This is a genomic window from Caulobacter sp. Root655, assembly GCF_001427665.1.
GTDB lineage: Bacteria > Pseudomonadota > Alphaproteobacteria > Caulobacterales > Caulobacteraceae > Caulobacter.
In genome coordinates this window covers 387,824-399,486 of record NZ_LMHC01000024.1, presented here as the reverse complement: position 1 = coordinate 399,486, position 11,663 = coordinate 387,824, and the positions used below count along the sequence as shown (strand labels likewise).

Annotated in this window: 10 protein-coding genes and 1 pseudogene; 8 read left to right on the top strand and 3 right to left on the bottom strand. The window is 67.4% G+C overall.

Annotated features, from left to right (window positions below):
• Window positions 1-329: 329 nt before the first annotated feature.
• Together ASD79_RS19705 and ASD79_RS19700 are read right to left on the bottom strand one after the other, a co-directional pair.
• Window positions 330-1,697: a beta-lactamase family protein gene (locus tag ASD79_RS19705; RefSeq protein WP_235524534.1), complete on the bottom strand. Its 1,368-nt coding sequence runs from the start codon at window positions 1,695-1,697 to the stop codon at window positions 330-332.
• 149 nt (window positions 1,698-1,846) lie between these two features.
• Entirely contained in the window at window positions 1,847-3,511 is a 1,665-nt protein-coding gene (locus ASD79_RS19700) for a cyclic nucleotide-binding domain-containing thioredoxin-disulfide reductase (RefSeq protein ID WP_056724730.1), read from the bottom strand.
• Between the two features lie 172 nt (window positions 3,512-3,683).
• On the opposite strand from ASD79_RS19700, the gene fdhD reads away from it, so the two are divergent.
• From fdhD to ASD79_RS19685, 3 genes are all read left to right on the top strand, one after another.
• On the top strand, window positions 3,684-4,514 hold the full coding sequence (gene fdhD, locus ASD79_RS19695; RefSeq protein WP_056724728.1) for a formate dehydrogenase accessory sulfurtransferase FdhD: 831 nt from the start codon (window positions 3,684-3,686) through the stop codon (window positions 4,512-4,514).
• Window positions 4,514-6,841 (top strand): FdhF/YdeP family oxidoreductase, encoded by a 2,328-nt coding sequence (locus ASD79_RS19690; protein WP_056724726.1) that lies wholly within the window; start codon window positions 4,514-4,516, stop codon window positions 6,839-6,841. Before fdhD ends, ASD79_RS19690 begins: the two co-directional genes overlap by 1 nt.
• 393 nt (window positions 6,842-7,234) lie before the next feature.
• Window positions 7,235-8,086 carry a DUF2807 domain-containing protein gene (locus ASD79_RS19685; protein WP_056724723.1) on the top strand — a complete coding sequence of 284 codons (852 nt, stop codon included), beginning with the start codon at window positions 7,235-7,237 and terminating at the stop codon, window positions 8,084-8,086.
• A gap of 167 nt (window positions 8,087-8,253) precedes the next feature.
• Here the strand turns inward: ASD79_RS19685 and ASD79_RS19680 are convergent, their stop codons facing one another.
• Entirely contained in the window at window positions 8,254-9,012 is a 759-nt protein-coding gene (locus ASD79_RS19680; RefSeq protein WP_056724722.1) for a hypothetical protein, read from the bottom strand.
• Between the two features lie 508 nt (window positions 9,013-9,520).
• On the opposite strand from ASD79_RS19680, the pseudogene ASD79_RS25220 reads away from it, so the two are divergent.
• The 5 genes and pseudogenes from ASD79_RS25220 to ASD79_RS19660 form a co-directional block, all read left to right on the top strand.
• Window positions 9,521-9,619: pseudogene (locus ASD79_RS25220) on the top strand (hypothetical protein); the annotation flags it as partial.
• Window positions 9,620-9,632: 13 nt separating this feature from the next.
• Entirely contained in the window at window positions 9,633-9,941 is a 309-nt protein-coding gene (gene rpsJ, locus ASD79_RS19675) for a 30S ribosomal protein S10 (RefSeq protein WP_004616952.1), read from the top strand.
• 14 nt (window positions 9,942-9,955) lie between these two features.
• Entirely contained in the window at window positions 9,956-10,726 is a 771-nt protein-coding gene (gene rplC / locus ASD79_RS19670; protein ID WP_056724720.1) for a 50S ribosomal protein L3, read from the top strand.
• Window positions 10,726-11,364, top strand: a complete 639-nt coding sequence (rplD, locus tag ASD79_RS19665) for a 50S ribosomal protein L4 (RefSeq protein ID WP_007662756.1) — start codon at window positions 10,726-10,728, stop codon at window positions 11,362-11,364. The genes rplC and rplD overlap by 1 nt, the downstream gene beginning before the upstream one ends.
• On the top strand, window positions 11,364-11,660 hold the full coding sequence (locus tag ASD79_RS19660) for a 50S ribosomal protein L23 (RefSeq protein ID WP_007662755.1): 297 nt from the start codon (window positions 11,364-11,366) through the stop codon (window positions 11,658-11,660). The genes rplD and ASD79_RS19660 overlap by 1 nt, the downstream gene beginning before the upstream one ends.
• The last annotated feature ends 3 nt before the right edge of the window (window positions 11,661-11,663 follow it).

Below are 11,663 nucleotides of genomic sequence, written 5' to 3'. Positions count from 1 at the left end.
GGCCAAGATCGTCGAATAGTCTTCGACCTTCTGAAGTCTCTACCGAACTAGCCAAGGCCCCGGGGGAAACCCCGGGGCCTTTTGCATTCCTCCCCCTTCTGGGCAGGGCTATCGCATATGACCAAAAACGGTTGTCATCCCGGACGAGCGCGCAGCGCGAAGATCCGGGACCAGGGCGTGAACTCAGAGCTTCCGGCGGTCCCGGATCTGCGCTTCGCTTGTCCGGGATGACAGCTTTCTTCGCGGCGAATCCATATGCGATAGCCCTCCCTCTGCGGGAGGTGTCGGCGAAGCCCACGGAGGGGGCCCCGGTCGTGCGCCGGCGATCGTTAGGGCGCCGGAGCGATCCGAGCCGCCTTGGTTTCGTTGCCCCATTGCTTCAGGATCAGGGTCTGGGCTTGGCCTTCGCCATCGGGGAGGAAGCTGAAGTCCGCCTCGACGATCCCCGCGAAAAAGGTGGTCGGCGTCCTGGCGTAGATCTCCACCGGAAGTTGCCCCTTTACCTGGGTAAACAGGCGCGTTCCCACCCGCCAGACCCTGATTGGCACGTCGGGACCGAGGGCGTAGGTCCCGACATAGCGGTCCATCTGGGCCGGCGGCACGGTCATGGCGACCGGCGCCTTGTATTCACCGAAACACAGCTGGGCCAATTGGTCGGCGATGCGCTCGGACTGGGCGCTCATGGCGTTACCCAGAACGACGACCGCCAGGCCGTCATCAGGATAGCGCTGCAGGGCGGCGGAGAAGCCATTGATGCCGCCGCCATGCTGGATACGCCGATGTTGGCCCAGCTTGTTCAAGAACCAGCCATAACCGTAGCCGTGACCGTAGTCCGTGAAGGCCGCCGTCCACGAGGCGGGTTTCAACAGCTTGCCCGCCACGATGGCTCGATCCCACTTCGACAGGTCATCGACCGTGGAATAGAGCGAGCCGGCTGCATGGGGCAGGTTCATGTCCAGATAGTCGGCGTTGACCAGTTGGCCTTCGAGGCCTGGCTGATAGCCGCTGGCGCGGTGGCGCAGGACTGTCGCGGAGACATCGTAGCCGGTGTCGTTCATGCCCAGGGGCGTAAAGATCCGAGTGCGGAGGAAGTCCGCATAGGCTTGCCCCGAGGCCTTCTCGATGACCACGCCGAGCAGCACATAGGCGGTGTTGTCGTACTGGAACTTGCCGCCCGGCTCGAACTCGAGGGGCTTGTCCTGGGTGAGCTTGACGATCTCGACGGGACTCAGCGGCAGCTTGGAGCTCTTGTCGAAGAAGCCGGGGATGCTGGTGTAGCTGGGGATTCCGGAAGTGTGGGTCAGCAGATGCTTGATCGTCACCTTCGACCAGGCGGCGGGCGCCGCAGGATAGAATTTCGAGACCGGGTCATCGACCGAGAGCTTGCCATCCTCGGCCAGCAGCAGGACAGCGGCGGCGGTGAACTGCTTGGTGATCGAACCGAGGCGAAACTTGGTGTCGGGCGTATTGGGCGCCTCCCATTCGCGGTTGGCCATCGCGAAACCCTGGCGAAATACCGGCGCGCCGTCCTTGGTCACCAGGATCGAGCCGGTGAAGGCCTGGGCGTCCACATAGGGCGCCACCAGCGCGCGGGCATGTCGGGCGTAGTCGGGTGCGACGCAGCTGGGCGCGGCGGCCAGGGCGGGACCCGCCAGCAGCAGGCCCGCCGCGCCGAGCGAAAGCATGGAAAGTCTCATGACGGCCCCCTTTGTTGACGATGCGACCATCGCAGCAAGCAAGGCGGCATGCAATTTGAGGATGCGTAGTTCGGCGGCGACCGACCTGACCCACAAATCCAATGAGCGGCGTGGGGATAAGTCAACTTGGCCGACGAATTCTCCTAGCCTCAGGCCCCCGTCACCGGTTCCGACAAATAGGCGTGGATCGCCGCCACCACCTGGGCGCCTTCGCCGACCGCCGCCGCCACCCGCTTGACCGAGCCCGCCCGCACGTCGCCGATCGCGAACACCCCGTGGCGGCTGGTCTGCAGCGACGGATGGCCGGGGGCCAGGTCGGCGCCGGTGCGCACGAAGCCGTGGTTGTCGAGCTCGACATGGCACTGGGCCAGCCAGCCGGTGTTGGGCGCCGCGCCAATGAACAGGAACAGGTGGTTGATCTCGCGCCGGGTCTCCGCGCCGGTCTGGACCTGGCGCCAGCGCACGGCCCGCAGCTGGCCCTCGTCGCCGTCCAGTTCGAAGATCTCGCTGCGGGTCACGACCTCGATATTGGGCAGGCTTTCGATCCGCTCGATCAGGTAGCGCGACATGCTGGCCGCCAGGCTCTCGCCGCGAATGACCAGCCAGACCTTGGCGACCTGGCTGGCCAGGTAGACCGCCGCCTGGCCGGCCGAGTTGCCGGCCCCGACCAGCGCCACCTCCTGGCCCGCGCACAGCTTGGCCTCGAGCGGCGAGGCCCAGTAGTGGACGCAGCTGCCCTCGAAGCGGTCGAGATTGGAGACGTCCAGCCGCCGGTAGCGCGCGCCGCTGGCGATCACCACGGTCCTGGCCTGGGTGGTCTCGCCGCTGGTCAGTTGCAGGTGGTAGCCGCCCAGGCCGTCCGGAGACTCGCCGTCGCAGTCCAGGCTGGCCACCTCGTCGGGAATGGCCAGGTCGGCCCCGAACTTCTGAGCCTGGTTGTAGGCGCGGCCCATCAGGGCCATGCCCGAGACGCCGGTGGGAAAGCCCAGATAGTTCTCGATGCGCGCCGAGGCCCCGGCCTGGCCGCCGAACGCCCGGGTGTCGAGCACCAGCACCGACAGGCCTTCGGAGGCGGCATAGACGGCGGTGGCCAGGCCCGCCGGCCCGGCCCCGACCACGGCCACGTCATAGACCCGGGTCGGGTCCAGCTTGCCGACCATGCCGATGCAGCGCGCCAGTTCGGCGTTGGAGGGATGGCGCAGCAGCTGGCCGCCGGGACACAGCACGATCGGCAGCTCGGCCTCGTCGACCGAGAACCGGTCGATCAGCACCCGGGCGCAGTCGACGGTGTCGGGATCCAGGTGCTGGTAGGGGTTGCCGTTGCGGGCCAGGAAGCCGGACAGCCGGATGACCTCGGCGTCGCCGGTCCGGCCGATGATGATCGGGCCGCCGGCTCCGGTCTCGATCAGGGAGACGCGGCGCAGGATCAGGGCCCGCATGATCCGCTCGCCCAGCTCGGCCTCGGCGACCAGCACCGCGCGCAGACGGTCGGGCCGGATCCGCAGCGCCTCCAGCGCGGTCACGGCATGGACGTCGACCAGGGACGCCCGGTCCGACAGCTGGGCCAGTTCGCCGATGAACTGGCCGGGGCCATGCTCGACGATCAGGTGGCTTTCATCATGGGCGTCGCGCCGGCTGATCCGGGCCCTGCCGTCCAGGATCACCATCAGCCCGGGCGAAACCTCGCCGGCCCTGGCCAGGGTCGCGCCGGCCTCGGCGTGGACGACCTCGCCGAACCGGCGAATGCGGTCGATCTCCTCCGGCGCCAGGCTGGGGAACATCTGATCGCGACGGGTGTCGAAGGTGGAAGCCATGGAAGACAGAGTGCGTCAGGAGCGCTCTCAGGTCATCTCCCCAAACGCCGGAATTTTGAACGTTCCTGCCGTCGTGATCACGCGGATGATCCGCAAGGAGGACCGGCGGACGACTCCAGGCGCTCGCCTGTTTGGCGTGGCGGGCGTCCGGCCTGGGGGCTAGAGTTGGGCCATGTCGAAGCACCCCGCCAGCCGCCGTTCCGCCGTGCAGTGGCGCTCCGCCGCGCCGCTCGAGTCGATCGCCCGGGAAACGCCCACCGAGGCCGCCGTGGGCCTGTCGTTCGACGGCCGGCCGCACACGGTGCTGATGGCCACGCCCGCCGACCTCCGGGACCTGGCCGTCGGCTTCACGATCACCGAGGCGGTCGCGGCCGGGGCCGACATTCTCGACGTCGAGGTCCAGGAGACCGACCTGGGCTGGCTGGCCGACGTCCGGCTGCGGCCGGGCGCGATCCAGCGCAAGGCCCGGCCGCGCACCCTGGAGGGCCGGTCCAGCTGCGGGCTGTGCGGCGTGCAGCGCCTGGCCGACGCCGTGCGGCCCTTGCCGACGGTGGGGCAGGGGGCCCGTGTCTCGCACCAGGCGATCCAGCGGGCCGTGGACGCCCTGGACGACGCCCAGACCCTGGGCCGCCTGACCCGCGCCACTCACGCCGCCGCCTTCGCGACGGCGGATGGCGCGCTGGTGCTGGTCCGCGAGGACGTCGGCCGGCACAACGCGCTGGACAAGCTGGCCGGCGCGATGGCTGGAGAGGGCGCGGACGCTCCCGTCTTTGATGCCCAGACCGGCTTCGTGCTGGTGACCAGCCGCTGCTCGTTCGAGATGGTCGAGAAGACCGCGAGGATGGGCTGCTCGATGCTGGTGGCCGTCTCCGCCCCCACCGACCTGGCGATCCAGCGCGCCGAGACGGCGGGCGTCACCCTGGTGGCCCTGGCGCGGTCCGACGGCCACACCGTGTTCACCCGCGCCGACCGCCTGTTCGACGCTGTTTCGGAGTATGCGTGATGGCCACGGATGGAAATGGCGACGCCAAGGCGAACGCGGGCATTCCCGGCATCCATCGCTACGACTCCGCCGCCGGCGGCTGGGGCGCGCTGAAGGCGGTGGCCGGGGCGCTGACTGGCCAGGAAACCGTGATCGAAGGCGGCAAGACCCTGCTGCGCGCCAACCAGCCGGAGGGCTTCGACTGCCCCGGCTGCGCCTGGCCCGACCCCAAGCACACCTCGTCGTTCGAGTTCTGCGAGAACGGGGCCAAGGCGGTGGCCTGGGAGGCGACCAGCAAGCGCACGACGCCGCAGGTGCTGGCCGCCCACACTGTCACCGAACTGAAGACCTGGAGCGACCATGCCCTGGAGGACCTGGGTCGGCTGACCCATCCCATGGCCTATGACCGGACCAGCGACCGCTATCTGCCGATCACCTGGGACGCGGCCTTCGCCCGCACCGCCGACGCCCTGCGGGCGCTCGACCATCCCGACCAGGCCGAGTTCTATGCCTCGGGCCGGGCCTCGAACGAGGCGGCCTTCCTGTTCCAGCTGCTGGGCCGCCGGGTCGGGACCAACAATTTCCCCGACTGCTCCAACATGTGCCACGAGCCGACCAGCGTCGGCCTGCCGGACTCCCTGGGTGTGGGCAAGGGTTCGGTCAGCCTGGAGGACTTCGACCACGCCGACCTGATCCTGTGCTTTGGCCATAACCCCGGCACCAACCATCCGCGGATGATGTCCACCCTGCGCGACGCCTCCCGGCGCGGCGCGACGATCCTGGCCTTCAACCCGCTGCGGGAGCGGGCGCTGGAGAAGTTCGCCTCGCCGCAGGACCCGGTCGAGATGGCGACCCTGACCTCCACCCCGATCGCCTCGGCCTATTACCAGCTGACGGTGGGCGGCGACGCTCTGGCGGTGCAGGGGATGATGAAGGCGGTGCTGGCCCTGGACGCCGAGAGTCAGGGCCCCCATGACAACGAGGGCGTGCTGGACCGCGCCTTCATCGCCGAGCACACCCAGGGCTTCGAGGCCCTGGTCGCCGTGCTGGACGCCCTGACCTGGGACGAGATCGAGGCGGGGTCCGGCCTGTCGCGCGCCCAGATCGAGGAAGCGGCCCGCGCCTATGCCGGCGCCAAGGCGACGATCCTCTGCTACGGCATGGGCCTGACCCAGCACCGCTCGTCGTCCAGCACCGTGCAGCAACTGGTTAACCTGCTGCTGCTGAAGGGCAATATCGGCCGGGAAGGGGCGGGGATCTGCCCGCTGCGCGGCCATTCCAACGTCCAGGGCGACCGCACGGTCGGGATCTGGGAGAAGCCCTCGGAGGCGTTCCTGGACGCCATGGACCGGGTGTTCGACTTCAAGTCGCCGCGCGAGCACGGCCATACGGTGGTCGAAGCGATCGCCGCCATGGAGGCGGGTCAGATCAAGGTGTTCATCGGCCTGGGCGGCAATTTCGCGGTCGCCGCGCCCGATCCGGTGCGCACCTTCGCGGCCCTGGAGAAGGTCGGGCTGGCCGTGCACGTGGCCACCAAGCTCAATCGCACCCACCTGCTGGTGGGCGAGGGGACGCTGCTGCTGCCTTGCCTGGGACGCACCGAGATCGACGTCCAGGCCAGCGGTCGCCAGGCGGTGACGGTCGAGGACTCGATGTCGATGGTCCACGCCTCGCGCGGCCTCAACGCCCCAGCCTCGGACCAGCTGAAGTCGGAACCGGCGATCGTCGCCGGCATCGGCGCGGCGCTGTTCGGGCGCGGTGACATCGTCGATTGGGAGGGGCTGGTCGCCGACTACGACAGGATCCGCGACCTGATCGCGGCGGTCTTCCCCGAGGCCTTCGCCGATTATAATGAGCGCGTGCGCACGCCCGGCGGTTTCCGCCTGCCGCTGCCCCACGCCGACCGGGTGTGGAAGACGCCCAGCGGCAAGGCCCAGTTCCTGGTCCACAAGCACGACGGCCAGGACGCCCGGCGCGGCGAGGTCGACGTCATGCTGCTGACCACCCTGCGCAGCCATGACCAGTACAACACCACCATCTACGGTACGAACGACCGCTATCGAGGGGTGTTCGGCCGGCGCGACGTGGTCTTTGCCCATCCGGCCGACATCGCCGCGCGGGGCCTGAAGGCCGGCGACCGCATCGACCTGCTGGCCGCCTTCGACGAGACGGGCGCGCGGGCGGTGCGGGGCTTCACCCTGGTGGAGCGCGAGATCCCGCGCGGCTGCCTGGCCGCCTACTATCCGGAGACCAATGTGCTGGTGGCCCTGGAGGACCACGACCGGCGCAGCGGAACCCCGGCCTACAAGTCGGTTCCGGTGCGATTGCAGGCGAGCGGGATTCAATAGCAAGCGACGGACGCCCCCTCCGTCACGATGCGGGGCTATCGCATATGGATCGGCGAAAGCCGGGGGCAGATCCGGGACCGCCGGAAGCGCTGAGTTCACGCGTCGGTCCCGGATCTTCGCGCTGCGCGCTCGTCCGGGATGACAACCGCTTTTTGGTCATATGCGATAGCCCTCCCCCGCGATGCGGGTGAGGAGGAGGCGGATCTGTTCTCCTCACCCGTGAAACGGGGGAGGTGGCGCATCGCTATCAACGATGTGACGGAGGGGGCGTCCCGCCTCAGCGGCAATTGCGGCGGGATCATGACATCCGGGTCATGACCTCGAATTAAGTCGTTTCCCGCCGATCTCGCCGCTAGCTTTCCCTCAACAACATTTTCGTTCGAGGGAATTCCGATGCGCGCACTTCTGATCCTGGCCGCCGGCGCCGCCGCCACCGCGACGACCTGGGGTTTCGCCGGGACCGCCGCCGCCGAGCCGTCCGTGAAGATCAAGGACGCCGTCGCCAGGGTGGTGGTGATCCCCGAGGCCCGTAAGGACGTGAAGGTCGAGTTCCTGACCACCAACCGGAGCCTGCCCCTGGAGATTCGCCAGACCGGCTCCCAGACCACCATCGACGGCGGCCTGCGGCGCAACCGCATCAATGGCTGCAACAGCGTGATGGGCAAGACCACCGTCCATGTGCGCGGGGTCGGCGACGTGAAGTGGGAGGATATTCCGCAGATCGTGATCCGCACGCCGCTCGACGTCGAGATCGGCGCCGCCGGCGCGGTGTTCGGCAGCGTCGGCCGCACCGAGGCGCTGGAGCTGAGCAACGCCGGTTGCGGCGATTGGACGGTCGGCAACGTCAAGGGCAAGTTCGAGCTGAACCAGGCCGGCTCGGGCGACACCAAGGCCGGGTCGGCCGGTTCGACCGAGATCAACATCGCCGGTTCCGGCGATGTCCACACCCAGGAGATCGCGGGCGACCTGAACGTCTCGATCGCCGGCTCGGGCGACGTCACCGCGGCCAGCGTGGCCGGCAAGCTCGAGGTGGCCATCGCCGGTTCGGGCGACGTCACCGTCGCCGGCGGCAGCTCGCGCGAGGTCGAGGTCAGCATCATGGGGTCGGGCGGGGTCGACTTCGGCGGCGTGGCCAATGATGTCGAGGTGTCGGTGGCCGGCTCGGGCGACGTGCGCATCGCCAAGGTCACCGGCGCGGTCAAGAAGTCGGTGGCTGGCTCGGGCGACGTGATCATCGGCCGCTAGGGCCGGTCGTCCAGCGACCGTCGAGCGTCGCTCTATATATAAAGTGAAACGCCCCGGAGCCTGAGGCTCCGGGGCGTTCCGTTGTCCGCTGAAGGCGAACGGCTTCCGTCCGCAGCCTGTCCTTCGGACAGGTTGCGCTTCTTCAAACTAAGGAGCGCAAGCGCTCCTTAGCGGATGCCGAGGCCGAACAGGGTGTCGGCGTCGATCAGGTCGGCGCCGGCCGCGTCGCGGGCCTTCAGGCTGCCGCCGAAGGTGTAGCGCACGCCGATCTTCACCGCGTCCGACTTCAGGTCGAACAGGTCTTCGGCTTCGGTGTGGGCGTACTTGCCGAAGGTCGACCAGCCGGTGTTGGCGAACTTGTATTCGCCGCCGACATTGACGTCCCAGACGTCGGCGTCATTGGCGCCGCCGTCCAGCTTGGCGTAGCCGAGGCCGGCGTCCAGGCGGAAGTCGTCCGAGACGAAGTAGCGGGCTTCGCCGCGCGCGGCGTACAGGTCGGCGTTCAGGTCGTTGGATTGACCGTAGGCGACCAGGCCGTTCAGCGTGACGTTGCTGAAGTACTTCGAAGCTTCGGCGCCGACGGCCCACAGGGTGTCGTTCGACGGACGCGACAGGGCGGCGAAGCCGCCGACGCGCCAGCTGTCACCGACCTTGGTGGTCAGGTGAGCGGCGGTCGAAGCGACGGTTTCGTCGCTCAGGTCGTTGTCGTTGACCGAGACATTGCCGTTCAGGGTCACGGTCCAGGCGCCGGTCGGGATGGCGACCGAGCCGTCGACCTTCACCGAGGTGCCGTCGCCGCTGGCGATGTTGGTGTCCAGGTCGGTGTAGTTCACGGCGGCGCCGACCGAACCGATGTTCTGGGCGAAGGCGGGAGCCGAAACGGCCATCGCCAGGACGGCGGCGGCGGCAAAGAGTTGGGTCTTCATAGTGGGTAATCCCCTTACTGTGTGGCCTCGATCGGCAGGCGGTCGTTTGGGGAGGGCCGCCGGTCCGTCGAGGAGCGGCGGATTTATGGAGCTTCGCCCGGGTCCACAACCCGTGGACCGATCGACGGCGGCGGATTGATGCAGTTTTATGACACTTGCGGAAACGACCTGGGATTCCCAACGCGTGCGCCCGCACGTTCATGCTTTATCGATCGTCGATGAAGGGCATGTTTGACCTAACGCTGGTTTGTCGGGCGGGCTTGCACCCTGATCCCGCTTACCCCGGCTTTCGCCGGAATGAGCGGTTTGGGGGAGGCGAGGGCGAGAGCCTTTTGGTGTCGCGCAATCCCTCTCCCGAAGCGCTTGACGAAATGGGATTCGGCACGTAAAAGCCCCCTTCTGTTGGACCGGCTGTGAGCTTTCGGGCTTAGACGCGGTTCGCGAACGACTGCCGATCGCGCCTTTTGGGGCGCAGTTTTCAGTCACCGGCCCTTGCGGGTGACCGCCGGGGCCAATTTGTTTTGCGGACGCTGCGTGCGGAGTCTCTTTTCGGAGAGGTTCCGGGTTGGTCTTTGAAATGGTTCGAGACGCGGGCGCAGCCCACTAGGAAACCGAGCGATATGGATCGTCAGAACATCCGCATCCGGCTCAAGGCCTTCGATCACCGCGTGTTGGATCATTCCACGCGCGAGATCGTCAATACGGCCAAGCGCACGGGTGCGACGGTGCGGGGTCCCATCCCCCTGCCCACGCTTATCGAGAAATTCACCGTCAACCGCTCGCCGCACGTCGACAAGAAGTCGCGCGAGCAGTTCGAGATCCGTACGCACAAGCGCGTCCTCGACATCGTTGATCCGACCCCGCAGACCGTGGACGCGCTGATGAAGCTCGACCTGTCGGCCGGCGTCGACGTCGAAATCAAGCTGTAAGGAGAGCCGAACAGATGACTCTCCCCGCACAACGCACAGGCGTTCTCGCCAAGAAGCTGGGCATGACCCGCTTCTTCGACGAAACCGGACAGCACATCCCCGTCACCGTCCTTTCGCTGGACGGCTGCCAGGTGACGGCTCAGCGCACGGTCGAGAAGGACGGTTACACCGCCCTGCAACTCGGCGCCGGCGCCAAGAAGCCGAAGAACACCTCCAACGGCATGCGCGGCCACTTCGCCAAGGCCTCGGTCGAACCCAAGCGGGTCGTCGCCGAGTTCCGCGTCGATGAAGCCGCCCTGATCGAAGTGGGCGCGGAATTCACCGCTGACCACTACGTCGCCGGCCAGAAGGTCGACATCCAGGGCCTCACCGTCGGTAAGGGTTTCGCCGGCGCCATGAAGCGCTGGAACTTCGGCGGTCTGCGCGCCACCCACGGCGTCTCGGTCTCGCACCGTTCGCACGGCTCGACCGGCAACCGCCAGGATCCGGGTCGTACGTTCCCGGGCAAGAAGATGGCCGGTCACCTGGGTCAGGAAACCGTCACCACCCTGAACGTCACCGTTTGGAAAGTGGACGTCGAACGCGGCCTGATCCTGGTCAAGGGCGCTGTCCCCGGCCACGAAGGCTCGTACGTCAAGGTTCGCGACGCGATCAAGAAGGCCGCTCCGGCCGACGTGAAGCGTCCGGGCGCCTTCCGCACGGCTGGCGAAGCTCCGGCTCAAGCCGCGGCTGAAACCCCCGCTGAAGAAACCTCCGCGGCGACGACCGAAGAGGGCGAAGGCTAATGAAACTCGACGTCATCAAACTGGACGGCGGCAAGGCCGGTTCCGTTGATCTCGACGACGCCATCTTTGGCATCGCCGACATCCGCGGCGACATCCTGCAGCGCGTCGTCACCTGGCAGCTGGCCAAGCGCCGCTCCGGGAACCACAAGATTCAGGTCCGCAACGAGGTCTCTCGTACGGGCAAGAAGATGTACAAGCAAAAGGGCACCGGCTCGGCTCGTCACGGTTCGCGCCGTGCGGCTCAGTTCGTCGGCGGCGCCAAGGCCCACGGCCCTGTCGTCCGCAGCCACGCGTTCGATCTTCCCAAGAAGATCCGCGCCATGGCTCTGCGCCACGCCCTGTCCTCGAAGGCCAAGGCCGGCTCGCTGATCGTGCTGGACAACGTGGCTCTGACCGATCCGAAGACGGCCGCCCTGCGCGCCACCTTCGACAAGATGGGTCTGAAGAACGCCCTGGTCATCGCGGGTCCGGAAGTGGACGGCAACTTCAAGCTCGCCGCCCGCAACATTCCGAACATCGACGTGCTGCCGAACGCCGGCCTGAACGTCTATGACGTGCTGCGTCGCCACACCCTGGTCCTCACGAAGGACGCGGTGGAAGCGATCTCGGCGCGCTTCGCTGAGAAGGAAGCCGCGTAATGGCCGCTACCGCCCGCCACTACGACACGATCCTGTCGCCGGTGATCACCGAGAAGGCCACCCTGCTCAGCGAGCAGAACAAGGTCGTCTTCCGGGTGTCCGCCGATGCGTCGAAGGACGAAATCGCCGCCGCTGTCGAAGAGCTGTTCAAGGTCAAGGTCACCAAGGTCAACACCCTGGTCACCAAGGGCAAGACCAAGCGCTTCCGTGGCATCATCGGACGCCGCTCCGATGTCAAAAAAGCCATCGTGACCCTGGCCGAAGGCCAGTCGATCGACATCACGACGGGGCTCTAATCA